Annotated in this window: 27 protein-coding genes; 16 read left to right on the top strand and 11 right to left on the bottom strand. The window is 58.8% G+C overall.

Annotated elements, in window-relative coordinates; translation table 11 throughout:
• Positions 1-21: 21 nt before the first annotated feature.
• Positions 22-474 (bottom strand): pseudoazurin, encoded by a 453-nt coding sequence (locus tag QE432_RS10090; RefSeq protein WP_306624077.1) that lies wholly within the window; start codon positions 472-474, stop codon positions 22-24.
• Between the two features lie 114 nt (positions 475-588).
• Positions 589-1,170, bottom strand: coding sequence for a thymidine kinase (locus tag QE432_RS10085; RefSeq protein WP_003513599.1), 582 nt, complete (start codon positions 1,168-1,170; stop codon positions 589-591).
• A 287-nt stretch (positions 1,171-1,457) separates the two neighbouring features.
• On the opposite strand from QE432_RS10085, the gene QE432_RS10080 reads away from it, so the two are divergent.
• The 4 genes from QE432_RS10080 to QE432_RS10065 all read left to right on the top strand — a co-directional run bounded on the left by QE432_RS10080 (position 1,458) and on the right by QE432_RS10065 (position 5,395).
• Positions 1,458-2,360, top strand: a complete 903-nt coding sequence (locus QE432_RS10080) for a choline ABC transporter substrate-binding protein (protein ID WP_233283658.1) — start codon at positions 1,458-1,460, stop codon at positions 2,358-2,360.
• A gap of 294 nt (positions 2,361-2,654) precedes the next feature.
• Entirely contained in the window at positions 2,655-3,506 is an 852-nt protein-coding gene (gene choW / locus QE432_RS10075) for a choline ABC transporter permease subunit (RefSeq protein WP_003513593.1), read from the top strand.
• Positions 3,503-4,549, top strand: coding sequence for a choline ABC transporter ATP-binding protein (gene choV, locus QE432_RS10070; RefSeq protein ID WP_003513591.1), 1,047 nt, complete (start codon positions 3,503-3,505; stop codon positions 4,547-4,549). Before choW ends, choV begins: the two co-directional genes overlap by 4 nt.
• 522 nt (positions 4,550-5,071) lie before the next feature.
• Complete coding sequence (locus tag QE432_RS10065; protein WP_003513586.1) at positions 5,072-5,395, top strand: ArsR/SmtB family transcription factor; 324 nt, start codon at positions 5,072-5,074, stop codon at positions 5,393-5,395.
• A 120-nt stretch (positions 5,396-5,515) separates the two neighbouring features.
• Here QE432_RS10065 and QE432_RS10060 read toward each other — a convergent pair whose 3' ends face one another.
• Positions 5,516-6,691, bottom strand: a complete 1,176-nt coding sequence (locus QE432_RS10060) for a DUF3095 domain-containing protein (protein ID WP_306624075.1) — start codon at positions 6,689-6,691, stop codon at positions 5,516-5,518.
• 287 nt (positions 6,692-6,978) lie between these two features.
• On the opposite strand from QE432_RS10060, the gene QE432_RS10055 reads away from it, so the two are divergent.
• The 4 genes from QE432_RS10055 (at position 6,979) to queF (ending at position 10,124) form a co-directional block, all read left to right on the top strand.
• Positions 6,979-8,085 (top strand): branched-chain amino acid ABC transporter substrate-binding protein, encoded by a 1,107-nt coding sequence (locus QE432_RS10055; protein ID WP_038491843.1) that lies wholly within the window; start codon positions 6,979-6,981, stop codon positions 8,083-8,085.
• A gap of 69 nt (positions 8,086-8,154) precedes the next feature.
• Positions 8,155-8,583, top strand: coding sequence for a glyoxalase superfamily protein (locus QE432_RS10050; RefSeq protein WP_019565188.1), 429 nt, complete (start codon positions 8,155-8,157; stop codon positions 8,581-8,583).
• A gap of 156 nt (positions 8,584-8,739) precedes the next feature.
• Positions 8,740-9,642, top strand: coding sequence for a cation diffusion facilitator family transporter (locus QE432_RS10045; RefSeq protein ID WP_306624073.1), 903 nt, complete (start codon positions 8,740-8,742; stop codon positions 9,640-9,642).
• 17 nt (positions 9,643-9,659) lie between these two features.
• Complete coding sequence (gene queF, locus QE432_RS10040) at positions 9,660-10,124, top strand: preQ(1) synthase (protein WP_013636627.1); 465 nt, start codon at positions 9,660-9,662, stop codon at positions 10,122-10,124.
• Between the two features lie 25 nt (positions 10,125-10,149).
• On the opposite strand, the gene QE432_RS10035 is transcribed toward queF, so the two are convergent.
• The gene (locus tag QE432_RS10035; RefSeq protein WP_065659138.1) at positions 10,150-10,905 is read right to left on the bottom strand and encodes a DUF2076 domain-containing protein; all 756 of its coding nucleotides are present in this window, start codon (positions 10,903-10,905) and stop codon (positions 10,150-10,152) included.
• A 100-nt stretch (positions 10,906-11,005) separates the two neighbouring features.
• The gene (locus QE432_RS10030) at positions 11,006-11,596 is read right to left on the bottom strand and encodes a HupE/UreJ family protein (RefSeq protein ID WP_003513569.1); all 591 of its coding nucleotides are present in this window, start codon (positions 11,594-11,596) and stop codon (positions 11,006-11,008) included.
• A 233-nt stretch (positions 11,597-11,829) separates the two neighbouring features.
• On the opposite strand from QE432_RS10030, the gene QE432_RS10025 reads away from it, so the two are divergent.
• Positions 11,830-12,411 (top strand): ATP-dependent Clp protease proteolytic subunit, encoded by a 582-nt coding sequence (locus QE432_RS10025; RefSeq protein WP_003513567.1) that lies wholly within the window; start codon positions 11,830-11,832, stop codon positions 12,409-12,411.
• Positions 12,412-12,527: 116 nt separating this feature from the next.
• On the opposite strand, the gene QE432_RS10020 is transcribed toward QE432_RS10025, so the two are convergent.
• Positions 12,528-12,776, bottom strand: coding sequence for a pentapeptide MXKDX repeat protein (locus QE432_RS10020; protein ID WP_025594191.1), 249 nt, complete (start codon positions 12,774-12,776; stop codon positions 12,528-12,530).
• A gap of 218 nt (positions 12,777-12,994) precedes the next feature.
• Here QE432_RS10020 and QE432_RS10015 point away from each other — a divergent pair, with 218 nt between their 5' ends.
• The 4 genes from QE432_RS10015 (at position 12,995) to leuA (ending at position 17,436) form a co-directional block, all read left to right on the top strand.
• A complete protein-coding gene (locus QE432_RS10015; protein ID WP_306625922.1) occupies positions 12,995-13,510 on the top strand; it encodes a sigma-70 family RNA polymerase sigma factor in 516 nt (171 codons plus the stop codon).
• Positions 13,507-14,151, top strand: coding sequence for an NrsF family protein (locus tag QE432_RS10010; RefSeq protein WP_111783603.1), 645 nt, complete (start codon positions 13,507-13,509; stop codon positions 14,149-14,151). Before QE432_RS10015 ends, QE432_RS10010 begins: the two co-directional genes overlap by 4 nt.
• A gap of 88 nt (positions 14,152-14,239) precedes the next feature.
• Positions 14,240-15,427 (top strand): benzoate/H(+) symporter BenE family transporter, encoded by a 1,188-nt coding sequence (locus tag QE432_RS10005; protein ID WP_174002868.1) that lies wholly within the window; start codon positions 14,240-14,242, stop codon positions 15,425-15,427.
• Between the two features lie 299 nt (positions 15,428-15,726).
• Positions 15,727-17,436, top strand: coding sequence for a 2-isopropylmalate synthase (gene leuA / locus QE432_RS10000; protein ID WP_111783602.1), 1,710 nt, complete (start codon positions 15,727-15,729; stop codon positions 17,434-17,436).
• A 225-nt stretch (positions 17,437-17,661) separates the two neighbouring features.
• On the opposite strand, the gene QE432_RS09995 is transcribed toward leuA, so the two are convergent.
• Positions 17,662-18,597, bottom strand: coding sequence for a metallophosphoesterase family protein (locus tag QE432_RS09995; RefSeq protein WP_306624065.1), 936 nt, complete (start codon positions 18,595-18,597; stop codon positions 17,662-17,664).
• A 66-nt stretch (positions 18,598-18,663) separates the two neighbouring features.
• Here QE432_RS09995 and QE432_RS09990 point away from each other — a divergent pair, with 66 nt between their 5' ends.
• Positions 18,664-19,155 (top strand): NUDIX domain-containing protein, encoded by a 492-nt coding sequence (locus tag QE432_RS09990; protein WP_111783600.1) that lies wholly within the window; start codon positions 18,664-18,666, stop codon positions 19,153-19,155.
• A gap of 17 nt (positions 19,156-19,172) precedes the next feature.
• Here the strand turns inward: QE432_RS09990 and QE432_RS09985 are convergent, their stop codons facing one another.
• Positions 19,173-20,165, bottom strand: coding sequence for a glutathione S-transferase family protein (locus QE432_RS09985; protein ID WP_111783599.1), 993 nt, complete (start codon positions 20,163-20,165; stop codon positions 19,173-19,175).
• A 296-nt stretch (positions 20,166-20,461) separates the two neighbouring features.
• Here QE432_RS09985 and QE432_RS09980 point away from each other — a divergent pair, with 296 nt between their 5' ends.
• Together QE432_RS09980 and QE432_RS09975 are read left to right on the top strand one after the other, a co-directional pair.
• A complete protein-coding gene (locus tag QE432_RS09980) occupies positions 20,462-21,031 on the top strand; it encodes a GNAT family N-acetyltransferase (protein ID WP_013636617.1) in 570 nt (189 codons plus the stop codon).
• Positions 21,032-21,273: 242 nt separating this feature from the next.
• Positions 21,274-22,587, top strand: a complete 1,314-nt coding sequence (locus QE432_RS09975; protein WP_065659143.1) for an MFS transporter — start codon at positions 21,274-21,276, stop codon at positions 22,585-22,587.
• A gap of 33 nt (positions 22,588-22,620) precedes the next feature.
• On the opposite strand, the gene QE432_RS09970 is transcribed toward QE432_RS09975, so the two are convergent.
• From QE432_RS09970 to QE432_RS09960, 3 genes are all read right to left on the bottom strand, one after another.
• Positions 22,621-23,034, bottom strand: a complete 414-nt coding sequence (locus QE432_RS09970; protein ID WP_019565197.1) for a GNAT family N-acetyltransferase — start codon at positions 23,032-23,034, stop codon at positions 22,621-22,623.
• Between the two features lie 87 nt (positions 23,035-23,121).
• The gene (locus tag QE432_RS09965; RefSeq protein ID WP_306624056.1) at positions 23,122-25,209 is read right to left on the bottom strand and encodes a hypothetical protein; all 2,088 of its coding nucleotides are present in this window, start codon (positions 25,207-25,209) and stop codon (positions 23,122-23,124) included.
• Position 25,210: 1 nt separating this feature from the next.
• A partial coding sequence (locus QE432_RS09960; RefSeq protein WP_306624054.1) for a DUF4159 domain-containing protein occupies positions 25,211-25,629 on the bottom strand: 419 nt, incomplete at its 5' end.

Raw genomic sequence — 25,629 nt, 5'->3', positions numbered from 1 at the left:
CCCGGACAAGGTGACAGGCGGTTACAGACCGAGCTTGGCAATTTCGGCGTCCAGCCGCTCCCGCGCCTTTTTCGGCAGCTTGCCGGTCTTTATGGCATCGAGATTGGCCGGTGCGGCATCGCCGACCACAACGAGGGCGACCATGCCCATGCCGAGATGCGGCGTGCATTTGACGACCCATGCGCCGTCCTTCTCGACAGTCAGTTTCACCGTCTCGTTCATCTTGCCCTTGAAGTCCGCAACGCCCTCGGGAAGCATTTCCTTGACGGCAGCCGCATCATGACCCTTGTCGACGGGCACGAAGGAAATGACGTCGCCGACAGCTGCCTTGACGGTTGCCGGTTCAAAGACCATCACCTGGCCATCGCTGCCCTTGTTGAGCATCTTCACCTCGATTTCGGCCGACAGGGCTGGAAAGGCAAGGAGGGCAGCAGCGATGGCAAGGCTGGCGACGGTGGCAGTTTTGTTGTGCATATCTTTTGCTCCTGAGAGAAAGCACATCCACGCGAATGTGTCCGCATGGTCTTAGCGCAGGAGCAGGGGAGCCATCCTTGCGAAAAATCAAATGCGGCAACCGGCCGCAGACGGTCAGTCGCCCTTGACCGTTTCGACCCAGTGGCGGCGGCAGAAGGAGACGTATTTTTCGTTGCCGCCGACATCGATCTGCGCGCCTTCCTTGACCACATTTCCTTCATTGTCGAAACGGGCGACCATCGTCGCCTTGCGGCCGCAATGGCAGATGGTGCGGATTTCGCGAAGCTCGTCGGCAATGGCGAGCAGTTCCCTGGAGGCTGGGAAAAGCTTGCCCTGAAAATCCGTGCGCAGGCCGTAGGCCATCACCGGAATGTTCAACCGGTCGGCAATACCGGCAAGCTGCCAGACATGGTGTTCGGACAGGAAGTTGGCTTCATCGATGAAAACGCAGGCAACGGGCGCTTCGGCATGCAGGGCCTCCACTTCGGAGAAGATATCGGTGTTTGCGTCGAAGGTCCGTGCGTCGGACGACAGGCCGATGCGCGACGCGACCCGGCCGAAGCCGGCCCGGTCGTCAAAGGCGGCCGTGAAAATCAACGTGCGCATGCCGCGCTCGTGATAATTATAGGATGCCTGTAACAACATGGTCGACTTGCCGGCGTTCATCGCCGCATAATTGAAATAGAGTTTTGCCATCGTCCACTCCCTGTACACCTTCGCGTCTTTTGACGGCGAAGGGTCGGGTTGAAAAGTGCCGCAACGGGAAAAACACAGATTTCCGCATGCCGCAGCTGTCCGTATCGCGGACTAAAAAGCCGGAGATTTTCATCGTCGTGTCGCAAACGGCGGGCCAAAGCACGCAAATGCACGCGAGTTGATTGTGTCCGGCAGATATTGATAATGGCAAGGGAACGAAAAAAAGGGAGCAAGCGATGTTTGCAAATAGAAGTCGCTGTCTGGCTTTGGCCGCAGCAATCTCCGTCATGACGTTCAATGCAGCCGGCGCTGCGGAGCCGGCAAGTTGTGGCAAGGTTCGTTTTTCCGATGTGGGCTGGACCGACATCACTGCCACCACAGCGACTGCCACGGTGCTGCTGAAGAGCCTCGGTTATGAAACCGACGTCAAGCTTCTCTCGGTGCCCGTTACCTATACATCCCTGAAAAACAAGGACATCGACGTCTTCCTCGGCAACTGGATGCCGACCATGGAAGGCGATATCGCGCCTTACCGCGACGACAAGTCGGTTGAAACGCTGCGTGAAAACCTGACCGGCGCGAAATACACGCTCGCGACCAATGCCAAGGGTGCTGAACTCGGCATAAAGGATTTCAAGGATATCGCGGCCCATAGCGGCGATCTCGGCGGCAAGATCTACGGCATCGAGCCCGGCAATGACGGCAACCGCCTGATCCTCGACATGGTCGCCAAGGACACCTTCGGGCTGAAGAGTTTCGAGGTGGTCGAATCCTCCGAACAGGGCATGCTGTCGCAGGTTGCCCGCGCGGGGAAATCCGGCGAACCGATCGTGTTCCTCGGCTGGGAACCGCATCCCATGAATACGAATTTCAAGCTAACCTATCTGACCGGCGGTGACGAGGTTTTCGGCCCCAATCTCGGCGGCGCGACGATCTACACCAATGTCCGCAAGGGTTACACCGAGGAATGCCCGAATGTTGGCGTCTTTCTCAAGAACCTGGAATTCTCCCTGCCCATGGAAAACGAGATCATGGGCAAGATCCTGAATGATGGCCTCGAGGGCGAAGCGGCGGCGACTGCCTGGCTGAAGGCCAACCCGGCCGCGATCGAACCCTGGCTTGCCAACGTCAAGACCAAGGATGGCAGCGCTGACGCCTTGCCCGCCGTCAAGAAGGCCTTGGGCCTCTAGGTTGCAGATAACGCATGTATCCGGCCTAACCTTGTAAGCAGGCCGGATACCGCAGGAAATTACGATGTCCTTTGCATGATCTCGGTCCGCGAATTTTTCTCGCATCCGGGGTCACGCGCAATCCCGGTGTCCGGCAATGCTGTTGCCGGCCGTCGTTTCTGCATTAGCGGCATTTCCGGTGAAACGGGATCACCTTCAATGCCTGTTCTTCTTATTTTTTTTGCAATTCCGGGCCCAAAACCGTTACGCATTTTTACTGGAATTGCTCTGGTTCACGAAAGGTCTTGTCTTACCGTGGAATGGCTCAGCGCTCCTGAAAACCGCCTGCCCGTCGGCCGATATGCCAAGGAGGCCATTGACTGGCTGACCGGCAATCTCGCTTTTTTCTTCGATTGGCTTTCTTTCATTTTCCAAAGCGTCATTAACGCCCTGCTTTACGTTTTGCAGGCGCCGCATCCGCTGGTCATCGTCGCGATTGTGACGGCTCTTTCAGCCTGGACAAGGCGGTCGGTCGGCATGCCGGTCTTTACGGCGCTTGGTCTGCTGTTCATCATCAATCTCGGGTACTGGAAGGCGACGACGGAAACGCTGGCGCTCGTTCTTGCCTCCAGCGCGGTCTGCATGATCATCGGCATACCGCTTGGAATACTGGCGGCGCGGCGCAAATGGATCTATGCCGGCATGCGCCCGGTGCTGGATTTGATGCAGACCATTCCGACCTTCGTCTATCTCATTCCGGCGCTAGTGCTGTTCGGCCTCGGCATGGTTCCCGGGCTTATCGCCACGGTCATCTTCGCCATTCCCGCGCCCGTGCGCCTGACCCGTCTCGGCATCGTTTCGACGCCGCCGGCGCTGGTGGAAGCGGCCATCGCCTTCGGTGCCACGCCATCGCAGGTTCTGCGCAAGGTAGAGCTTCCCTTCGCTGCGCCGCAGATCATGGCGGGTCTTACCCAGACGATCATGCTTTCGCTTTCGATGGTGGTCATCTCCGCCCTCGTCGGCGCCAACGGCCTTGGGGTGCCGGTGGTACGCGCATTGAACACCGTCAACATCGCCATGGGCTTCGAAGCGGGGTTGTGCATCGTCATATTGGCGATCGTTCTCGACCGACTTTTCCGCCTTCCCGGCACGGAGCATGATCTATGAGTGATGCAATCATCTTCGGAAATGTCGATATCGTCTTCGGCGACCGGCCCGAGGCGGCGCTGGCGCTGATCGACAAGGGCAGCACGCGTGACGAGATAAACGAGCAGACCGGACTGGTCCTCGGCGTTGCGAATGCCTCGCTTTCGGTAAATGAGGGCGAAATACTCGTGCTCATGGGGCTTTCGGGCTCCGGTAAATCGACGCTGCTCAGGGCCGTTAACGGCCTGGCGCCTGTGGTGCGTGGCAATGTCAGCGTGAAGACGGCGTCCGGTTTTGTCGATCCCTATCGGGCGACGGCGAAGGCGCTGCGCGATCTGCGCATGCATACGGTTTCGATGGTCTTCCAGCAATTCGGCCTGCTGCCCTGGCGAAACGTTGCCGACAATGTCGGTTTCGGACTGGAGCTTTCCGGGACGCCGGAAGCCGAGCGTAAGCGCATGGTGGCCGAGCAGCTTGAGCTGGTGAACCTGTCCGCCTGGGCTGACCGCAAGGTGGGGGAGCTTTCCGGCGGCATGCAGCAGCGCGTAGGGCTGGCGCGCGCTTTCGCAACCGGAGCGCCCATTCTCTTGATGGACGAGCCGTTCTCGGCGCTCGACCCGCTCATCAGAAGCCGCCTTCAGGACGAACTTCTGGAGTTCCAGAGCCGGTTGAAGAAAACCATCCTCTTCGTCAGTCACGACCTGGACGAGGCATTCCGCATCGGCAACCGCATAGCCATGATGGAGGGCGGGCGTATCATCCAGTGCGGCACGCCGCAGCAGATCGTCAAGCAACCGGCTACGCAATATGTCGCGGATTTCGTGCAGAACATGAACCCGATCTCCATGCTGACCGCCGCGGACGTGATGAAGCCAGGCGTGGATGAACAAAACGGCCGGTTGAACGTGGCCGCTACCGCCCGTCCGACATCGCCGCTGATCGATATCCTCGATGCGCTCTCGAAACATTCCGGCGCGATCGGTGTTGTCGATAATGGCGCAATTATAGGCACGATTTCCGCAGACGAAATTGTGACAGGCCTCACTCGCCACCGCAAGAAATGAGAAACACTCGCATTGGTCGAGAAAACGAAAGGCCTTCCTCCCCGGAAGGCCTTTTTGTATTACCTAATGCTGGTATAAAGAAAAAGAATACCCAAGACATTATAAGTTATGCATTAAAATAATTACGAATAAAAAGCATATTGCAAACTTTGAGAAAATTGCGCAAAGTAAAACTAGATTCTGTACCTCCTTGCTAAATTTAAGGTGGTGTAAGGTAGTGGTCACGAAGCCAGACATTGGAAGACAAGATTTGTGTGCTCAATTTTTGATTGTTTTTTGCTCCAAATACTACTGAGAATGTAGCAGTTTGTTGCTAAAATGACGAAAAACAGGCGAAAGTCTGAAAATTTGATCAAGATGTCCAGGTAAATGATCAATGAAGAATAGTCTTGGAGGGGGACACGATATAAGCAAGATTTAGGTATATACAACGTATCGACTGAATTATAAAAAACACCTTTTGGACCACCTATAATAGCCACCATGACGGTCTTTCCGACTGTCATCAGGAGACTTGAGCGTATGGATAACCAATCTCTGTCGGAACATAGCATCGCCGCTGCAGACTTGCTCTCAGCGATGGCAAATCCCAAGCGCCTGATGATCTTGTGCACGCTGGTGGATACGGAAGTGCCGGTCGGTGTTCTCGCCTCCCAAGTTGGTCTCAGCCAGTCCGCGCTCTCGCAACATCTTTCGAAATTGCGTGCCCAGCGGCTGGTGAAAACAAGACGGGATGCTCAGACCATCTATTATTCCAGCAATTCCGAATCCGTCAAAAAAATCCTCGCTTCCCTCGAGGAGATTTATTGCCAGGTGCAGAAGAGCAGCAAGACTGCTGCCGCTTGATCTAACGGCCATCCCACGGGCCCGACGGTGCCATTCCGTTGAAACCGGCGCATGACGCCGGTTTTTTCTTTTTTTGGCGTCTGGCTCGCATGTAATGCGGTGAAAAGTCGCCCGCGCCACTCAGGGCGAAGACGCAGCCTGTATCTGTTGCTTTAGCCGGCTTGCCGCAGCCGCATATCCACCGTCGGCACCATCGACGAAATGCATATGGTCCTTCGAAAGCGGGGAGGGCACGATACAGGTCATCAATGCGGCGTCCTGCTCGTGCAGGCCGAAATAGCAGGTGCCGGAAAGGCGCCCCTGCTCCAGCCGCGCACGGATTTTTTCGAGCCTCTCGGCGTCGATATCAACCGTCATTTTCAGGCCATCGTCGAATTTCCTGAAATCGGTGTTGCTGGCAACCGAGCGCCGATAGCGATCCGCATTAAACCGTCCGAGCGACAATCCCGTCATGCCTAGGAAATTCACGAGGAAGCTCTCACCGAGAATGCGGAGCGAACGGCGCACCTTGCCCCAGCTATCGTGATAGGCCGCACCTGCCCTGGCTTCCAGACCGAGGCCTTCCCGCACGAAGCCCAGTTTCGGCCCATCCTCCGGCACGGGGTGGCCTTGTCTTGCGTCCTGCGTGGCCAGATCGACGAGATCGATGACCAGCTGGCGGAATGCCGGCATATCCAGTGAGGGTCCCGGCATTGCGATGATCGACACTACCTTGCCATGGGTTGCCGGAATGGGGTTCCAGCGGCATGAAAGGCCGGTCAGGTCCGGCCGACCGCCTGTCGCAACCGTAGGCAGGGCATATTGCCCCTCCTTCATCCGCGCCTCGGCCCAGCTGTTGCCGCCGCCCGAAAACATGGCGTAGGAAACATCCTCGCTTGCCTGAAAGCGCGCGACGCGCACATCGAAACCGTTGTTGCGTATGTCCTCCACCGGAACAAGCGCCACACGCATCGAAAGATCGAGATCGTCCTTCACCCAGCGCTGCACGTTCGAAAGGGCGGTGCGCGCAAGGGGTATCCCGTTCGGTGGCACCGCAACTGCGGCTCCATCGCCACCGAACACGAAGGGCAGGTCGTGACGCCCGAGGCTGTTCGATATGCCTGAGATGACCGCAGCGCCCGCCATGTTGACGGACTTATATCTGCCGGTGCCGATCGCCCCTGTCGAATCGATGATATCGGCAATGGCCAGCGCCCATCCCGGCGGCAGGGCGCGATAAAGCGCCGGGTCGGCCACGTCCTCGAAATGTCGGAAGACGGGCAGACCCGTCAGAAATTCGTCATCTGCTGTTATCATGCCGCCATTATCCTCCTGCGGCGACCAAACGCCAAGCGTTTACGCCGTTGCGCTTGCCCGTTTCGATGACACGATCGAGCCTGGCCTGACGATAGATTTACCGCGAATAGACCTTATCCAGCAAAGGTGACTTGCATAAGCCATCAAACCTTCCGTATGAGTTGAAATGAAGGCTCGGAATTCAAAAATGGAACGGGTTTTCGCCGGGAGGCGTCCGCGAAGTTTCATTCGGTCGGCGCCCAAGGCGCTCATCGGGGCTGAGACCCCATTTCCAAGGAGACACCAGGATGAAACTGAAGACATTGACCAGCGTGACGCTTGCAGCGTCCTTCGCATTCGCACCGCTTGCCCATGCCGAAATCGTCATCGGCCTGATTGCGCCGCTTACCGGTCCCGTCGCCGCCTATGGCGACCAGGTCAAGAACGGCGCCCAGACGGCAGTCAATGAAATCAACAAGAAGGGCGGCATTCTCGGAGAGCAGGTCGTTCTGAAGCTCGCAGACGATGGCGGCGAGCCGAAGCAGGGTGTGTCGGCCGCAAACCAGCTGGTTGCCGAAGGCATCCATTTCGTCGTCGGTCCGGTCACGTCAGGCGTTGCCATTCCGGCATCGGACGTGTTTGCTGAAAACGGTGTCCTGATGATCACCCCCACGGCGACCTCGCCGGGCCTGACGAACCGTGGCCTTGCCAATGTTTTCCGCACTTGCGGTCGGGACGACCAGCAGGCCGAAGTTGCGGCGAAATACGTTCTTGCCAAGCTTAAGGACAAGAAGGTCGCCATCATTCACGACAAGGGCGCTTACGGTAAGGGTCTGGCGGATGCCTTCAAGACCACGCTGAATGCCGGTGGCGTTACCGAAGTTCTCTATGACGCGCTGACACCAGGCGAAAAGGATCTCGGCGCGCTGACGGCCCGCCTCAAGTCTGAAAATGTCGATATCGTCTATTTCGGCGGTTACCATCCGGAAGCCGGTCTTCTGGTGCGTCAGTTGAACGATATCGGCGCCAAGGCTGCCGTTATCGGCGGTGACGGCCTGTCGAACAGCGAGTTCTGGAACATCGGTGCCAAGGCTGGTGAAGGCACGATCTTCACCAACGCCTCCGACGCCCTGAAGAACGCGGATTCCAAGGCTGCTGCCGAAGCTCTAAAGGCCGCCAACATTCCTGCGGAAGCCTTCACCCTTAACGCTTACGCTGCCGTCGAAGTGCTGAAGGCCGGCATCGAGAAGGCTGGAAGCGCAAAGGATTCCGAAGCGGTCATCACGGCTCTGAAGAGCGGTGACGCTTTTGCCACGGCGATCGGCAAGGTCACCTATGGCGAGAGTGGCGACCTGTCGTCGCAGGCTTTCTCGCTCTACAAGTGGCAGGACGGCAAGATCGTCGCAGCCGAATAAGGATAAGGCGTACCGGCCGCATCCGTTGCGGCCGGTACCATCTCCGTCGCCTGACAAGGGGCAAGCAGAATGGGCAGTGACCTGGACGCCCGGGATGCAAGCGCGGCGGGTGGGGAAAACCTTCCTCACATTGGCTTTGCGCGGATATTCCCGATTCTCAGAATTTTCGATGAGGCCAAGGCGCGGGAATTCTATGTTGATTTTCTCGGTTTCAAGGTCGACTGGGAACACCGCTTCGGCGAAAACTTCCCGCTCTACATGCAGGTTTCGCGGGCCGGAATGGGGCTTCACCTCAGCGGCCATCATGGCGACGCGACGCCGGGCTCCAATATCTTCGCCACCATGCACGGCGTGCATGCCTTCCAAAAAGAGCTGGTCGGCAAAGACTATCGCTTCCTGAAGCCTGGTGTCGAAGAATTGCCTTGGGGCGATGTCATGGAAGTCATCGATCCATTCGGCAACCGTATCCGTTTCTGTGAGCAGAAAAGCGAGGGGTGACGTCTTCGACGTGACCGCATGGGTCTTGACCTCGGCTGCGGTTTGAACGATAGGAAGCGCAAATAACGAACCGCGTGCACGGAGACCCCGTGCGCGCGGTTCGTGCGTTTTGGCGGTCAGTTCTGCAATTCGTTCGCATCCGCACGGGGGCAAAAAATGAACACTGAAGGCAATGCACTGGTAAGGAAGCTCGCATTCTGGGGCATTCCACTTTCTTTCGGCGTGCTTGGCCTCAAGCTCGTGGCGTGGTGGGTCACAGGGTCGGTAGCGCTGCTGTCGGACGGTCTGGAATCGACCGTCAACGTTGTTGCGGCCTTCATTGCCTATTTCGTCATCCGTTATGCGCAGAAGCCCGCAGATGACGATCACCAGTTCGGCCATCACAAGGCGGAATATATCTCGGCTGTCGTCGAGGGCGTGCTGATCGTCGTCGCCGCACTTCTGATCGTGCAGGAAGCCTGGGGTGGTCTCTTCAACCCGAAGCTGCCGGAAGCGCCGGTTCTCGGTCTTGCCATCAACGCGTCAGCGGGCGTCATCAACGCCGTCTGGGCGACAATCCTCATCCGCGTCGGCCGGAAATACGCTTCACCAGCCCTCAAGGCTGATGGTCATCATATCATGTCGGATGTCGTAACGTCGGCAGGCGTGCTGGTCGGCCTGGTTCTGGCGCTTCTGACGGATTACGCCATTCTCGATCCGCTGCTCGCCATTCTGGTGGCCATCAACATCCTGTTCCAGGGATCGAAGGTCATTTTGCATTCGCTCGGCGGGTTGATGGACCGGGCGGTGGAACCGGAAGAAGACGAGGCGATCAAGAAGGCGATCGCCGAAAATTCCGTCGGCATCATCGGCGTGCATGATCTTAGAACCCGCCGTGCCGGTTCGGCCGCCTTCATCGATTTCCACGTCGTTGTTCCCGCCCCGATGACGGTGCGGGAGGCGCATGATATTTGCGACCGCCTTGAAGATGCCATAAGGGAAGTCATACCGGGTGCCAGCCTTGCCATTCACGTTGAGCCGGAAGGCGAAAAGGCGCATGGCGTCAAAGTGATCGTTTGAATAAGCAGGAGTTTTCCATGTCCGTGACGGATGTTTCCAGCCTGTCGCAGCTGGGCGCGAAGGTCGATACGCCCGAGAGCCCGGAAAAGGCCATTCTCGAAAAGGTGCCGAACGGCAATGCCGGTACCGATTACGTGGTGCGGTTCACAGCACCCGAATTCACTTCGCTTTGCCCGATGACCGGACAGCCGGATTTCGCCCATATCGTCATCGACTATATTGCCGGTGATTTTCTGGTGGAATCGAAGTCGCTGAAGCTGTTCCTGCAATCCTTCCGCAACCACGGCGCATTTCACGAGGATTGCTCGGTCTATATCGCCAGGCGGCTGGTGGAGCTGTTGCAGCCGAAATGGCTGCGCATCGGCGCTTACTGGTATCCGCGCGGCGGTATTCCGATTGATGTTTTCTGGCAGACCGGACCGGTGCCCGAGGGCGTGTGGTTGCCGGATCAGGGTGTGCCGACCTATCGCGGCCGCGGCTGATCCGGCTTTTCACTGTTGAAAACGTTCAGGCGAACGACCCGTCGTCGCCTTGATCGAAATCGTCATCGGCGCTGTCGTCGTAGTCGGCCTGCTGGACATCGTTACTATTGTCCGGCTGGGAGGAACTGTCGCCGTAGTAGTTGTTGATGACGGTTTCTTCGACCGGTGCGTTGTTGCCCAGCGGATTGCCGCCGCCGAATGGCGAGCCAATGCCGAGCGACGATGCGTGGTTGCCGAAAATACCGCTCAGCGAATTGGCGAGCAGCATGCCGCCGGCAACACCTGCAGCAGCGCCGAGCGCACCTTGCAGGAAACCGCCGCCGGACCGTCCGGCTGCTGCGGGTTGCTGGCTCCAGAGGCCACCGGGCTGCTGATCAGGTGCGCGGCCTGCTGGTGAGCCCCAGGGACCGGCTGTCTGGCCTGCGGTATCGTTGCGCCATGATGTCTGGGGCGGTGGAGAGACGGGCGCCGGAGCAGGTGATTGCTGTTGGCCGGTGCCGAAGATCGAACTCAGAAAACCACCCTGTGCGGCTGCTTGCGGGGCCGCATTACCGCTTTCCAGCGCATGGATGCGGTCTTCGAGCTGTTGGATGTGTGCTGCTGCCGCTTCCAGACCCTTTTCCTGAACGATCACCGCCTGGGCGAGATAATAGGGGGCTGCGGGTTGATCGCGCACGGCATCTGCGATCAATATTTCCGCCTCGCGGTCGCGCGGAGTGGCGGATGCGGCTTTTGTCCTGTCGAACAGGGCCTTGAGAAGTTGGCTTTCTTCCGGTGACATATGATGCCTCCTTACCGTGAAGCGGAAATCAACGATAAGGAGGTAGGTCCAAATTCAGGCTTTTCAAAGCGGCCGAAACTTTAAATTTCGGTAATGATCGTCACCCGCCGAAGGCAAGCGAAAGGCCCGCTATTGCCGTCAGCGCGCCGGCGGTACGGCTTGCGGCCGAGCCGAAACGGGCAATGCGCAGGCCAAGCACGATGCCCGCGAGGTGCAGGATCGCGGTTGCTATCATGAAACCGATGCCGAATTGCAGGGCGCCGGCGCTGCCGAGTTCACCGCCATGGGCATGGCCGTGGAAAAGGGCAAAAGCGCCGACCACGGCCGCTGCGGCTGCCGTCGGCAGCTTTGCCGCAATCGTGACCAGCAGGCCGAGGCCGATGACGGAGGCCAGGATGGCCGGTTCGACAAACGGAAGGCCGATGCCATAAACGGCCATCAGGAAACCAATGGCCATGGTGCCGACGAAGGCGGCAGGCACGATCCACAGCGCCTTGCGGTCATTCTGCGCCATGGCGATCTGCGATGCCCAGAGACCGACGGCAACCATTGCCAGAATATGATCCGCACCGAAGAAGGGGTGGGAGACGCCAGCCATGAAGGAGCCGTGTTCTTCCGGGTTCAAATGGGCGAAAGCGGGCAGGGCGGTGGCGCCGAGCGCTGCGGCAGCAAGGCTTAGTCTTTTCAGCATGATTCCCTCTTTTGATTATCGCCGCCAGCAAGGGGATCTTGGGGTTCCCGCAATCGGCGGCACTGCAATGAGGACCTGACGATACCGCGAACCCGGAGAGGCTGTCCATGCGTCATCTGCCGGGGGCGATGTTTATTGTTGGGGCGCAAACCTTGCCTTTTTTGCTCATTGCCTTACGTAACAAGTCGCACTATGTCCGAAGGGCATGCATGAATTACGCTGGAGAGCCGCTGATGAACGAAGACGAAGACGACAAGAGCAAGGAACTGCCGATCGGCAAGGAAACGGAAGCGAATCTTTTCAAGTCGCGTTCGATCTTCATCTATGGTGGCATCACGCAGGAACTGGCGCAGAAGGTCTGCACGCAGCTCGTGGCACTTGCCGCCGCCAGCGACGACGACATTCGCGTTTACGTCAATTCGCCGGGCGGCCATGTCGAATCGGGTGATTCGATCCATGACATGATCAAGTTCATCAAGCCGAAGGTTTATATCATCGGTACGGGCTGGGTCGCTTCCGCTGGCGCGCTGATCTATGTTTCGGTGCCGAAGGAACGTCGCCTTTGCCTGCCGAACACCCGCTTCCTGCTGCACCAGCCCTCCGGCGGCACGCGCGGCATGGCATCCGACATCGAAATCCAGGCCCGCGAAATCATCAAGATGAACCAGCGCCTGATCAAGATCTTCGCCAAGGCCACCGGCCAGAGCGAAGAAAAGATCGCCAAGGACATCGATCGCGATTACTGGCTCGGCGCTGAAGAAGCCAAGGGCTACGGCCTCGTCGGCAAGATCGTTGAGAGCCAGTCGGAAGTCTAAGGTTTTGATTTTTAGTTGAGAGAGCCCGTGCCGGTGGAAACCGGCACGGGCTTTTTTCATTCAGGCCGGATGATACGTGCCGCTTCCGGTCATGTGCACTGAATGTTCGGCCGGCATCACTTCATCGTGTTGCAGGCCTTCATCATGTCGGCTTTTTTCATCTTGTTCATTTCCATGTCAGCCTTGTGCATGCAGTCCTTTTTGGATGCCATGGACATGTCGCTTTTTTTCATCGTCTGCGTCTTCATGGTGTCGTTGTGCATTTTCGTCATATCGGTTTTCATGCCGTCGGCATGGGCGATGCCTGCGAAAGAAAGAACAGACAGCATGGAAGCGGTGGCGATGGCGGTAAAAATGCGGGTCATGAAAGATCTCCTCTGGACGTCATTAAATGTCCGCCGGCGTTGCACCGGGGCTCACGATTGTCCATTCGGTGGGGGCCCGTGTGTCGTTACACGCTCACGCGTTTGTGAAATCATATTCGGGCGAGATTCTTTTCACGCCATTATGTAACAATATCCCGCCGATTGCGAATAACCCGATAGTGACGATGACAGGCAGCCTTTCGGAAGAGACATTAAAAATGCTGATGCTGCGTTCCCTCGATGGGGACGAGGGCGCTTACAGGCATTTGCTCCATGCCCTACGCAGGCTGCTGACAGCCTATTTCGACCGGCGCATGAGGACCGCTTCACGGGGGGATGTGGAAGATCTCGTTCAGGAAACCCTGTTGTCGCTTCACGCCAAACGCGAGACCTATGATCGAGCAAGGCCTTTTACCGCCTGGTTCTTTTCGATAGCGCGCTACAAACTCATCGATCACTACAGGGGCAGGGGTGCGCGCCAGCTTTCGGAAGTGGAACTTGATGAGACGCTGGAAGCGGGATCGTCCGTCGATCAGGTCACGGCACGTATGGATGTGGAACGGTTGCTCGACGAGTTGCCGCAGCGGCAACGCGACCTCATTCGCAGGGTAAAACTCGAGGGTCAGTCAATCGCCGCAGCGGCCCAAAAATCCGGCCAGACCGAGCTTGCGGCGAGGGTCGGCATTCACAGGACGCTTAAAATGCTGGCGGCAAAGTTGCGAGGCGAAACGTGAGGAAGACGGAAGACATCATTGAACAACTGGCAAGCGGACTCAAGCCCGTGCCTGCCTTGTCACTGGAGCGTCGGCTGGCGCTGGCCGTCCTGCCCGGCCTTGGCGTTTCGCTGTTGCTGATGCTTGCCATTCTCGGGCCGCGGGTCGACATGCACGACGCCTTGACCGAGCTGGGTTTCTGGATCAAGTCCGCCTATAACGCCCTGCTGGCCCTGACTGCGTTTTTCGCGGTCGGCCGCCTTACCCGCCCCGAGGGGAACAGCGGCTGCCTTTTCGTTTGGCTTGCGCTAATTTTCGTTGTGATGGCGGCGATAGCGCTCGTACAGCTGGGGTTTGCCTTTCCGGACAATTACAGGACGCTTGTTCTGGGGTCGTCCGCGCTGCATTGCCCGTTGTTGATCGTCGCTTTCGCGCTTCCGGTATTCCTGGCGAATTTTTCAGTTCTCAAGCGCTCAGCCCCGGCTGATCCAGCCCTGGCAGGTTTTGTGGCAGGCATTGCGGCGGGTGCAGCCGGAGCCTGGGTTTATTCCTGGTTCTGCACCGAAAACGGCATGGCTTTCGTGCTGATCTGGTATTCGCTTGGCATTTTCATCACCGGCCTTATCGGCGCTTTTGCCGGTTCGCGTTTTCTGCGCTGGTAAAAGGCGTACCTGTTCAGCCTGCGGGCATCTTGCCAGCGGTTGGGTTTTTTGATCTTCAAGGGAAACAGAAGATCCGGGAACCGCCATGTTGATGAAAGATTTTTCCATACAGAGCCTGTTCATGGGGTGCCTGACCGCCTTTGTCGGCTTTGCCAGTTCTTTCGCCGTGGTGTTGCAGGGCCTGAAGGCTGTCGGTGCGACGGATTTCGAGGCGGCGTCTGGGCTGATGGCGCTTTCGGTGGCGATGGGGGTTTGCGCGATAGCGCTTTCAGTCGCGACGCGGATGCCCGTCAGCATCGCATGGTCGACACCTGGTGCAGCCTTGCTGGCGACCACGGGCGTGATCGAGGGCGGTTTTCCGGCCGCCGTGGGCGGGTTCATCATCTGCGCCATATTGATCATCATTGCCGGCCTGTTCCGGCCGCTCGGAAAGGCGGTGGCCTCCATTCCAGCGCCACTTGCCAACGCCATGCTTTCCGGGGTCATCATCGGCCTGTGTTTTGCGCCGATCAAGGCGATCGGCTTTAACCCGGCCCTCGGATTGCCGATCATTCTTGCCTGGATCGTGGTGGGAGCCTTTAAACGACTTTTCGCCGTGCCTGCGGCACTCGCCGCTTTCGTGCTGGTGATGATCTTCGGTGTCGATATTCCGGCGGGGGCGCTTGACCGTGTGGCGCAATCGCTGACGCCTCCGATGGAGTGGGTGACGCCCGTCTTCAGCCTGCACGCCGTCATTTCCATCGCGCTGCCGCTCTTCATAGTCACCATGGCGTCACAGAATATTCCCGGTATCGCAGTGTTGAAGGTCAATCACTACGATCCGCAGCCCGGACCGCTTTTCGCGGCGACCGGCTTCTTCTCACTGCTTTCCGCACCCTTCGGCGGCCATGCAGTCAATCTTGCCGCGATTACGGCGGCGATGTGCGCTGGCGAGGACGCCCATCCCGATCCGAAACGGCGCTATTGGGCGGCGATCATCGGCGGTGTGGGCTACATCGTCTTCGGCCTGCTGGCGGGCGCGGTCACGGCTTTCGTGGCACTGGCGCCGCCTATCCTCATTCAGGCGGTGGCGGGGCTTGCACTGGTGGGCGCCTTTTCCGGCTCTGCCGTTGCGGCTTTCAAGGATCCGGAAACACGCGAGGCTGCGGCGATCACCTTCCTCATCACCGCCTCCGGCCTTTCCTTCGCCGGTGTCTCCGGTGCCTTCTGGGGGCTGATCGGTGGCGGGTTGATGATGGCTTTGACTGGTTTCGTAAAAGGATTGAAGAGACAATAGCCCTTGCATCCAAATATCTCGCCGATTATAAGCTTGCCCATGAGCAACAGCATCGCAACCATTTCCGGCATGAGCGCGCAGATTTCTGCGATTGCCTCTCCGTGCGGTGCACTCTCGCTTCTTAGCCTCGACCTTACACGCGGTTGCCGGGTCCAGTGAGGAGCGCCCGGCGGCCGAAAGCCCGCTGGCGCAAACGCTCCTCATCTCGAAATCTCATTTTATACTGGATTTAGGCCCTTGAGGGCCGCGCATCCGCCGATGGCTCGAGAAGCCCGCGGAATGCGCAAGGAGGAAGCGAAATGGACGGCAAGATCACCAATATTTCCAAAGGCATGTCGGACGCGAACGTCAAGTATCGCCCTTACCCGACCATCAATATTCCTGACCGCACGTGGCCGGGCAAGACCATCACCAAGGCACCGATCTGGTGTTCGGTGGACCTGCGTGACGGCAACCAGTCGCTGGTCAACCCCATGGGCCACGACCGCAAGGCCCGCATGTTCAAGCTGCTGCTCGAAATGGGCTTCAAGGAAATCGAGATCGGTTTCCCTTCCGCTTCGCAGACGGACTTCGATTTTGCCCGCTGGTGCGTGGAGCAGGGCAATGTGCCTGAGGATGTTTCCCTGCAGGTGCTGGTGCAGTGCCGTCCAGAACTGATCACCCGCACCTTCGAAGCGCTGGAAGGCGCCAACAAGCCGATCATCCACTTCTACAACTCCACCTCGGAATTGCAGCGCCGCGTGGTATTCGGCAAGGATGTACACGGCATCAAGCAGATTGCTGTCGATGCCGCCAAGATGATCACCGACATGGCGGCCAAGGCCGGCGGCGGTTTCCGCTTCGAATATTCTCCGGAAAGCTTTACCGGCACCGAGCTGGAAGTGGCGCTGGAAATCTGCAATGCCGTGGTCGAGGTGGTGAAGCCGACGGCGGATAACAAGCTGATCCTGAACCTGCCTTCCACAGTCGAAATGGCCACGCCGAACATCTATGCCGACCAGATCGAATGGATGTGCCGCAATATCGACAATCGCGAAAACGTCATCATTTCGCTGCATCCGCACAACGACCGCGGCACTGGCATCGCTGCGACGGAGCTCGCTCTGATGGCCGGTGCGGACCGCGTCGAGGGCACGCTGTTCGGTAATGGCGAGCGCACCGGCAATGTCGACGTCGTGACGCTGGCGCTGAACATGTATACGCAGGGCGTCAATCCTGAGCTGGATTGCCGCGATATTGAGCGCATCAAGGCGGTCTACGAATATTCGAACGAGATGACGATCCCCGAGCGCCACCCTTATGTCGGCGAACTGGTCTATACGGCGTTTTCCGGCTCGCATCAGGATGCGATCAACAAGGGTATGAAGGCGATCAAGGTTGCCAATCACCCGGTATGGGAAGTGCCCTATCTGCCGATCGATCCGAAGGATGTCGGCCGCTCCTACGAAGCGATCATCCGCATCAATTCGCAGTCCGGTAAGGGCGGAATCGCCTATATTCTCCAGCAGGATTACGGCATCAACCTGCCGCGCAACCTGCAGGTGGAGTTCCGCGAAGACATCCAGCGCATCACCGATGAAGAGGGCGTGGAACTGCCGGCCAAGCGCATCTACGAGCGCTTCATGGAGCGTTACGTGACGCAGCCGAATGCGCGCATCAAGTTCGTCGATCACCACACCTATCCGGCGGGCGATTTCAAGGGCGTACGCATTGTCGCCGCCGAAATCACCGATAACGGTGAGGTGAAGCGCATCGAGGGCAAGGGCACCGGTCCTATCGACGGGTTCATCAATGCGCTGTCGGTCTATCTCGGCATCGATCTGTCGGTGAATGACTATTCCGAGCATTCGCTGCAACATGGGTCCAATGCTTCCGCCATTGCCTATGTTGAGATGGAGCATCCGGGCGGAAAATTGTTCGGCGCCGGGGTGAATACGAATATTGTTGGCGCTTCGCTGGAAGCGATTGTTTCGGCGGCCAATCGGGTGCTGGAAGAGCGAGCTAGGTAAGTGGGGGTTTGAGGGTGGGTTTTACCCCCCTCTGTCCTGCCGGACATCTCCCCCACAATGGGGGAGATCGACCTGAGGTACGGTCTCGCCCATCTCAACGTTCAGAATGAATTGACGAAAGAGCGTCTTGCTGATCTCCCCCCTTGTGGGGGAGATGCCCGGCAGGGCAGAGGGGGTGAGCCACAGACTCTAACCTCAACACTCCGGAGTTTATCCCCCCAGCCGCTAAAACCCCAACGGCCTACCATTCTCATAAAATACCCTGATATCTTCAAGCCCGATACCCGTTCCGGTGTCGTTGAGACTGTGGCGTTCGCAGGCGACGTTCCAGGTGCCGGGGCCACCGGAAATATGGAAGAGATTATAGGCCGCGCGCGGTTTTTCGCCGCCCGGTCCCTGGCTGGCGGAGGCGATGCCGACGACCGGGATGTGCTGTTGCCCGTGGTGAGTATTCAGCCAGTATACGGTGTTCAAATGGGTGTGGCCATGCAGCACGAGCTCGGCGCCGCCAACGCCAAGCGCTGCCGCGAAACGGCGAATGCCGAACATGCGCTTGTGCGCAGCCGCCGCACCGCGGATCGGTGGGTGATGGATCATCACCACGCGGAACAGCCCCTGTTCACCGGCTTTTTTTAAGAGTTCCGCGGTTGCGCGTGCTTGACGGTTGCCGAAATAGCCGGTGGCCGAGAAGGGCGGCGTTGCAATCGAGGTGGAGCAGCCAATCAGTGCGACGGGACCGCGCACGCGCATGTAGGGGAAAATCTTGCGGTCATCGTCCCATTCCGCCGGGTCGCCATCGCCACGCACATAAGGATACCAGGCGCGCATGGCCTTGTCGTGCGCGCCGGAAACATAGGCGTCATGATTGCCGGGAACGACCGAGATCTTTTCAGGGTCGCCGACTTCTTCCAGCCAGTCGGCGGCGGCGCGAATTTCAATGCCTGTCGCAAGATTGACGAGATCGCCGGTAATAGCCAGATGATCCGGCGATTTGGCTTCGAGATCATCGAGCAGCTTTTCCAGCGTGTCGGTGAAAAGGTGCTTGCGGCGGTTGCGGTGCCAGTTGACGAAACCGGTGATACGCTTGGATGCAAGTTCCCGGAAAGTAAGTTTTGGCAATGGCCCGAGATGGACGTCTGAAATATGCGCAAGTTTGAACATGGCGGCAGAGATAACCTATGATATGCGGCACGTCCAATAAAAGCCTGCCGGCAAGGAGAAACCAGGGTGAATGACGAGAGAACCGAGCGGCAGGCCCGTCCGTTCCACACGCGTATCCTTATCCGCCTGCTTCATTTCGTTTTTCTGTTCACACGCGGTGCCACCCTCGGTGTACGTGCGCTCTGCTTCGATGATGCGGGACGGATTTTTCTGGTGCGGCATACCTATCTGCCCGGCTGGTATCTGCCCGGCGGCGGGGTGGAACGCGGCGAAACGCTGCTGATGGCGCTCAACAAGGAAATCCGCGAGGAAGGCAATCTCGAGGCTACGTCGACCCCCGAGCTTGTCCATGTCTACCTCAATCTGGAAGGCAGCAACCGCGATCATGTTGCGCTCTACCGGCTTCAGGTCACCCAGACCACGCCGAAAACACCGGATCATGAAATCACCGAAAGCGGTTTTTTTGATCTCTCGGACCTGCCGGAAAATGTGACGCCCGCCACCCGCCGCCGCCTTGCCGAACTTTCCGGCAAGGCGGCGATTGCCGACTACTGGTAGCGGCGGCGTCTCTGCCGTTAGGCAAGCGTCTCACGGCTATGGGCCATGGTAAGGTCCAGTTCCGGGCCAACGGGCACGATACCTGTCGGGTTGATGGTGAGGTGGCTGCGGTAATAATGTTCCTTGATGTGGCGGATATCGACTGTGTCCGGCACGCCTGGTGTCTGGTAGAGGTCGCGGAGGTAACCCGTGAGATGCGGGTAATCGTGAATGCGGCGGATGTTGCACTTGAAGTGGCCGACATAAACAGGGTCGAATCGCACCAGCGTGGTGAAGAGACGCCAGTCTGCTTCCGTCTGTTCTGCACCGAACAGGAAACGGCGGTCCTCCAGCCGGTCTTCCAGCATATCAAGCGTTTCAAACACCTTCACGGCATTTTGCTGATAAGCATCCTGGGTGGTGGCGAAACCGGCCTTGTAGACGCCGTTGTTGACGGTGTCGTAGATAACGTCGTTCAGCGCATCGATGTCGGCGCGCAGTGCTTCGGGATAATAATCCGCCTCCGATCCGGTGAGGTCGTTGAAGGCCACGTTGAACATGCGGATGATTTCGGCCGATTCATTGGAGACGATGGTGCCGCGTTCTTTGTCCCACAGTACCGGCACGGTCACCCGTCCCGAATAGTTGGCATCCGCTTTGGTATAGACCTGCCACAGTGTGGAGAAGCCGAAGAGGTGGTCCTCGGTCGCACCCGGAGTGCGTTCGCCTTCCGGTCTGAACTCCCAGCCGTTTTCCAGCATCAGCGGATCGACGACAGAGACGGAAATCAGGTCTTCCAGCTTTTTCAGTTTACGGAAAATCAGGGTGCGATGCGCCCAGGGGCAGGCGAGCGACACGTAGAGGTGGTAGCGATCCCTCTCGGCCTTGAAGCCACCTTCGCCGGAAGGTCCGGGCGCGCCATCCACCGTTACCCAGTTGCGAAATTGCGAGGCGCTGCGCTTGAAGTGCCCCTTGGTTTCCTTGGTGTCGTACCAGACGTCTTTCCATACGCCTTCCACCAGCATGCCCATGACGATCTCCTTGATTGTTTCCTTAACCGCAATTCTAACCGTTTAGCGCGGTGCCGCGAACCCGTGGCGCATTGAACAATGCGTTTCCGGTCTTGCATGGGCTGAATGGGATAGTGCCGAGATTTGTTCTGGACGGGTGGGAATTTTCCTGATAATTGCGATTTTCACAAATCTGAGGAAATCGTAGATTATGATCGAAACACGGATGCTCCGACGACGCTGACGCTCCTGAACGCCTTTACCGGCGCAGCCGTCATCTATTGTCGCATCCGCATTTTGGAAGTTTCGGTCTCTTCATGTCCAAGCACGATCTTGTCTACCTTACCGAGGACGCGTCGCACGACGCCATCATCGAAATCATCAACGAAGAAGCATTCGGCCCCGGTCGGCACACCCGTGCCGCCGCGCGCATTCGCGAGCAGGGTCCGCATGACCGGTCGCTGTCCTTCGTCTGCGCCGATGATGGCGAGACGATCGCTTCGGTGCGCATGACGCCGGTTTTGGCCGGTGGGGTGAAAGGCCATATGCTCGGCCCGCTTGCCGTGCGGCCTTCGCACAAGAACATGGGCATCGGTCGTGAACTCGTCCGGATTGCCATCGCTGCCGCCCGGCGGAAGGGTTCGGAGGCCGTCATTCTGATCGGCGATCCGCCCTATTACATGCCGCTTGGTTTCGAAAAGGTCGCCTACGCCGCGCTTGATTTTCCGGGCCCGGTGGATCCGAACCGGGTGCTGGTCGTGCCTGTTGGTGACGACGTGCACCAGCGGCTGAAGGGCAAGATCGGCTGGCGCAAATGCGAGGCCGCCATGCCTGCAGCCCAGGCGGAAGACGACGGCTTCGAAGAGCCTCTTCGGGTTTACGGCTGACGGATTTTGTTACGTCGGATTTTCCGCCCCTCACCAGTGCGTCCTTTTCCCTCATTCCTGTGACAGGCACAGAAATGAGGGACGGAGCGTTGAGTCGCCCATACACTGGCCGGTTATTTCGCTAAAGATGACGGGATGGTGTTCTGCCTTGAAACCATGCATCGTACTTCGCAAAATTCAATTCCGTTTCTTTCCCCTATGCGATAGCACTCGATAGTCGATTTCGGCACGGGGGCGAGCATATGACGGCAATCACCATGAACGATGCGCTGGAACGCGCAGGTGCGGGCGCCTATCAGCGGCGGTTGATGGGTATTTTCGGCCTCGTCTGGGCAGCGGATGCCATGCAGGTGCTGGCGGTCGGCTTCACTGCCGCCTCGATTGCCCTAACGTTTGGCCTGACTGTTCCGCAGGCCCTTCAAACCGGAACGGCCTTCTTCTTTGGCATGCTTTTAGGCGCTGCCGGTTTCGGGCGTCTGGCGGACCGTTACGGTCGCCGCCGAGTGTTGATCGTCACCGTGGCCTGCGATGCCGTGTTCGGTGTGCTTTCCGTCTTTGCGCCGAACTTTGCCATTCTTCTTGTGCTGCGTTTTCTAACGGGTGCGGCTGTCGGCGGCACCCTGCCGGTGGATTATGCGATGATGGCGGAATTCCTGCCCGCAAAGAACCGGGGTCGCTGGCTGGTCATGCTGGAAGGCTTCTGGGCCATCGGAACCCTGATCGTGGCGCTTGCAGCGTGGGGCGCAAGCCTTGCCGGTGTTGCCGATGCCTGGCGTTATATTTTCGCGGTTACGGCTTTCCCAGCCGTTGTGGGTCTGGGTTTACGGTTCATGGTGCCCGAATCGCCGCTTTACCTCGTGCGAAGAGGCCGATCGGACGAAGCCAAGGTCATCGTCAACCGTATGCTGGTGGTAAACGGCCGCGCGCCACTTGATGCCGGGACAGGGCTTTTTCAGCCGGAGGTCTCGAAAGGACAGGGGATATTTTCGCCGGCGCTCAGACAGCGCAGCATCATGATCCTTGCCATCTGGTTCCTTGTCTCCGTTTCCTATTATGGCGTCTTCACCTGGATGCCGGCAAAACTGGCGGGAGACGGTTTCGGCTTCGTGCGCGGTTATGGTTTCCTCGTGCTGGTGGCACTGGCGCAGATCCCCGGTTATGCGCTTGCCGCCTATGGCGTTGAAAAATGGGGCCGCAAGCCGACGCTGATCGGTTTCTGCCTGCTGTCCGCCCTCGGTTGCCTGCTCTTCACGCTCGCTACAGGCGGCGCAATGATCGCCACGTCGCTTCTGATCATGAGCTTTGCGCTGCTCGGCACCTGGGGTGCGCTTTATGCCTTCACGCCCGAATTGTACCCGACGGAATCGCGTGCGACCGGCATGGGGGCTGCGGGCGCCATGGCAAGGCTGGGCGGCCTTCTGGCGCCGTCGTTGCTGGGTTATGCCATCGCGCAGGGCTTCGGTTTCGCCATCGGCATTTTCGCTGGGCTGCTGGTGCTGGCTGCGATTGCCGCAACGATGATCAACGCGGAAACGCGGCGGGTGGCGCTCTCCTGACACTGCTGCGCCAACCGCTTTCTTTCGAACGGATTAGAAACGCTTTTCAAGCCATGTGATCGCCTGGCCGCTGGAGAGCGGGGCAAGCGAGCCGATCCTGGTGAAACCGCAGCGCTCATAAAGCCTCAGCGCATCCGGGTTCATCGTGTCGATATAAGCGCCCATGCAGCCGCGCTTTTTCGCTTCCTCTTCCGCCATGCCGAGAAGCTTCGCGCCTGTGCCTTGACCGCGTAAGGTCTCGGGGATGAAGAGAAGCTGCACATAAAGCCAGCCGCGGCCGGTATAGCCGACAAGACCCCCGGTGACGGTGTTCTCATCGTCGCGGATTGTGATGATGAGTTCGCGTTTGTCGCTTTCGCCAAAACGGGCGAGATTATAGGCCACCAGGGGATCGCGGATGGCCTTTTCAGCTTCTGCATCCGCGATGTCGCTCAAAACGAAATTCATGATTATCTTTCCCAGGTCGCCGAGCGGCGGCCGTTTCTCGTTTCCACTGCGAGACGTGAAAGCGCCTGAGCTTCCACCGGAAAGTTCCTACCGGCCCTCACGCCACCAGAGCGCGGAGAAAGCAAGGAGCAGGGCGGCAAGCCCGGCAAAACCGGCAAACAGCGGTAGGGTGTTGACACCTTTCAGCACCGTCTCGTCGGTCATGCGTATCAGCATGCGATCCTCATCGGCAACCCTGATATCGCCCCTGACAGGCAGGATATCGGGCAGTGCCACGCGGCCCGAATTGTCGGCGACACGGTGCACGCTGCCCTTGGTAGCGTCGGCAAGCGGCTTCAGCGTTTCGGTTGTCGAAATCATTGCCTTGAATTCCGGCGCATCCACCGCGCCGACATGGACGAGCGTAGTGAAATCGCCGTTCTTGATTTCGAACAGGCCGGTCTCGTCCATGCGACGCTCGATCTTGTAAAGACCGGGCTCGGTATTGTTGAAGGCCATGTTTTCGGTTTTGCCCGAGGGGAAATGCACGCTTGCCTGACCGGGGTCGTCGCCGATGGTCTGGCGGGTAATTTGCAATGTGCGGCCGTTGGCGCGCGCTGTCAGCGCCTCTTCCTCAAGCTCCGGTTCCTTCATCAGCCAGTGGGCGATGCGCCGGTAAAGTGCCACATGCGGGCCGCCGCCTTCGTAGCCACGCGCCCAAAGCCAGCCCTGATCGGAAAGCAGCATGGCGACACGGCCTTCACCCTGGCGGTTCAGCACCAGCAGCGGGTCTTGCCCGTCACCCAGCATCACGGTCTGGCCCTGCGGCGGCTCGACGCTGACGGTGCGGAACCAGCGGCCCCAATGCGGCGGCTCATCGGCTGACCCGTCCAGCCCGCGGGTAACGGGGTGTTTCTTGCCCGCTTCCGAGAGGCGAGGATAAAAGGCGGACTGATGCACCTGGCCTGTCGGCTGGGCCGGTAGCACGGATGCAAGCGGCGTCATGGCGATCGAATCCTGACCGGCATGTTCCGGGCCTGCGGCGATCAAGAGCGCGCCGCCCTTTTCGACATATTGCGCGATGTAATCGTAATAGAGGATCGGCAGCACGCCGCGATGCTGATAGCGGTCAAAGATAATGAGGTCGAAATCCTCGATCTTTTCCACGAACAATTCGCGTGTGGGGAATGCGATCAGCGACAGTTCGTTGATCGGCGTACCGTCCTGTTTTTCCGGCGGGCGCAGAATGGTGAAATGCACCAGATCAACCGAGGCGTCGGATTTCAGGAGGTTGCGCCAGGCGCGCTCGCCCGCATGCGGCTCGCCGGAGACCAGCAGCACGCGAAGGTTCTGGCGGATGCCTTCTATCAGGTGAACCGCACGGTTGTTCGCGGCCGTCACTTCGCCGGGAAGCTCGGCGACGGAAAATTCCATGACATTGTTGCCGCCGCGCGGAACCTTGAAAGTGAAGGGTGTCGGCTGGCCGGGTGTGGCCTGCAAGGTGGCGATTTCTTCGCCGTTCATCTTCACGGTTACTTCCGCCGAACCACCGCCTGCGGCTGCACGGCCATCATCGAAGACGCGCAGCGTCAGTTGCTGTTCCTCGTTGACGATGCCAAAGCGGGGCGCGCGGACGATTTCGATACGACGGTCGAATTCATCGGCCTTGCCGGTGATCAGCCCGTGGAGGGGAGCGCGGAAACCAAGCGCCTGTTCGGCATTGGGCAGAGCATTCGGAATATCATGGATCTGGCCATCGCTGAGGAAAATCGCACCGCCGACACGGGAGGGCGAAACATCGGAGACGGCGGAGGAGAGGGCCGAGAAAAGCTGCGTCGAAGGTGAATCGCTCTCACCATCATCACGCACTTCCACGATGCGCGGTTCGATGCGCGGGAAGCGCGACAGCCGGTCTTTCAGCGCGGCAAGCGCCGTATCCGTCATCTGCGGTCGGTCCTGCACGTCCTGGCTCTGCGATCGATCGACGATAACGGGGACGATTGTGGAGAGAGGCTCGCGTTCCTCCTGGGTCAAAAGCGGATTGGCGATGGCGGCAAGCAGGGCGACAAGCGCCAGCCCGCGCAGCCATGCGCCGCGCACGCCGCGCCACAGGCCGATGAAGGAGAGAAGAAGGGCGGCGACGGCCAGAACGGCAATCACGATCCACGGCAGGAAGGGGGCGAATGTCAATGTCATGTCACTGACCCAACCGTTCGAGAAGTGCGGGAACGTGTACCTGATCGGCCTTGTAGTTGCCGGTCAGCATATACATCATGATGTTGACGCCAGAGCGAAACGCATGTTCGCGCTGCAACTCGTCTGGCGGCACAGTGGGCAGCACCGGTGCGCCCTGCGCATCGACGGCCCATGCGCCGGCAAAATCATTGCCTGTTATCATGATCGGCGTCACGCCATCGCCGGAGGAAGAGAGGCCGGAGGTAGTCTTCGCCGCCCCCTGGCGCGATTCCACCCAGAGCGGCGAGCCGTTGTAACGGCCGGGGAAATTGGTGAGCAGGTAGAAAGACCGCGTCAGGACGTGGTCTTCCGGCACGGGCTCCAGCGGCGGAATATCGATATTGGCGAGGATCGCCTGCAAACGTTCGCCATTGGGGCTGG

This window comes from Agrobacterium sp. SORGH_AS_0745 (assembly GCF_030818995.1).
GTDB lineage: Bacteria > Pseudomonadota > Alphaproteobacteria > Rhizobiales > Rhizobiaceae > Agrobacterium > Agrobacterium tumefaciens.
The sequence above is the reverse complement of the archived record's forward strand: the minus strand, read 5'-3'. Positions and strand labels throughout refer to the sequence as shown.

Bases quoted from the DNA above. Each gene is read 5' to 3' on its own strand.
- QE432_RS10090 (WP_306624077.1), bottom strand. From the start codon at position 474: ATGCACAACAAAACTGCCACCGTCGCCAGCCTTGCCATCGCTGCTGCC.
- QE432_RS10085 (WP_003513599.1), bottom strand. From the start codon at position 1,170: ATGGCAAAACTCTATTTCAATTATGCGGCGATGAACGCCGGCAAGTCG.
- QE432_RS10080 (WP_233283658.1), top strand. From the start codon at position 1,458: ATGACGTTCAATGCAGCCGGCGCTGCGGAGCCGGCAAGTTGTGGCAAG.
- choV (WP_003513591.1), top strand. From the start codon at position 3,503: ATGAGTGATGCAATCATCTTCGGAAATGTCGATATCGTCTTCGGCGAC.
- QE432_RS10065 (WP_003513586.1), top strand. From the start codon at position 5,072: ATGGATAACCAATCTCTGTCGGAACATAGCATCGCCGCTGCAGACTTG.
- QE432_RS10060 (WP_306624075.1), bottom strand. From the start codon at position 6,691: ATGATAACAGCAGATGACGAATTTCTGACGGGTCTGCCCGTCTTCCGA.
- QE432_RS10055 (WP_038491843.1), top strand. From the start codon at position 6,979: ATGAAACTGAAGACATTGACCAGCGTGACGCTTGCAGCGTCCTTCGCA.
- QE432_RS10050 (WP_019565188.1), top strand. From the start codon at position 8,155: ATGGGCAGTGACCTGGACGCCCGGGATGCAAGCGCGGCGGGTGGGGAA.
- QE432_RS10045 (WP_306624073.1), top strand. From the start codon at position 8,740: ATGAACACTGAAGGCAATGCACTGGTAAGGAAGCTCGCATTCTGGGGC.
- queF (WP_013636627.1), top strand. From the start codon at position 9,660: ATGTCCGTGACGGATGTTTCCAGCCTGTCGCAGCTGGGCGCGAAGGTC.
- QE432_RS10035 (WP_065659138.1), bottom strand. From the start codon at position 10,905: ATGTCACCGGAAGAAAGCCAACTTCTCAAGGCCCTGTTCGACAGGACA.
- QE432_RS10030 (WP_003513569.1), bottom strand. From the start codon at position 11,596: ATGCTGAAAAGACTAAGCCTTGCTGCCGCAGCGCTCGGCGCCACCGCC.
- QE432_RS10025 (WP_003513567.1), top strand. From the start codon at position 11,830: ATGAACGAAGACGAAGACGACAAGAGCAAGGAACTGCCGATCGGCAAG.
- QE432_RS10020 (WP_025594191.1), bottom strand. From the start codon at position 12,776: ATGACCCGCATTTTTACCGCCATCGCCACCGCTTCCATGCTGTCTGTT.
- QE432_RS10015 (WP_306625922.1), top strand. From the start codon at position 12,995: ATGCTGATGCTGCGTTCCCTCGATGGGGACGAGGGCGCTTACAGGCAT.
- leuA (WP_111783602.1), top strand. From the start codon at position 15,727: ATGGACGGCAAGATCACCAATATTTCCAAAGGCATGTCGGACGCGAAC.
- QE432_RS09995 (WP_306624065.1), bottom strand. From the start codon at position 18,597: ATGTTCAAACTTGCGCATATTTCAGACGTCCATCTCGGGCCATTGCCA.
- QE432_RS09985 (WP_111783599.1), bottom strand. From the start codon at position 20,165: ATGGGCATGCTGGTGGAAGGCGTATGGAAAGACGTCTGGTACGACACC.
- QE432_RS09980 (WP_013636617.1), top strand. From the start codon at position 20,462: ATGTCCAAGCACGATCTTGTCTACCTTACCGAGGACGCGTCGCACGAC.
- QE432_RS09975 (WP_065659143.1), top strand. From the start codon at position 21,274: ATGACGGCAATCACCATGAACGATGCGCTGGAACGCGCAGGTGCGGGC.
- QE432_RS09970 (WP_019565197.1), bottom strand. From the start codon at position 23,034: ATGAATTTCGTTTTGAGCGACATCGCGGATGCAGAAGCTGAAAAGGCC.
- QE432_RS09965 (WP_306624056.1), bottom strand. From the start codon at position 25,209: ATGACATTGACATTCGCCCCCTTCCTGCCGTGGATCGTGATTGCCGTT.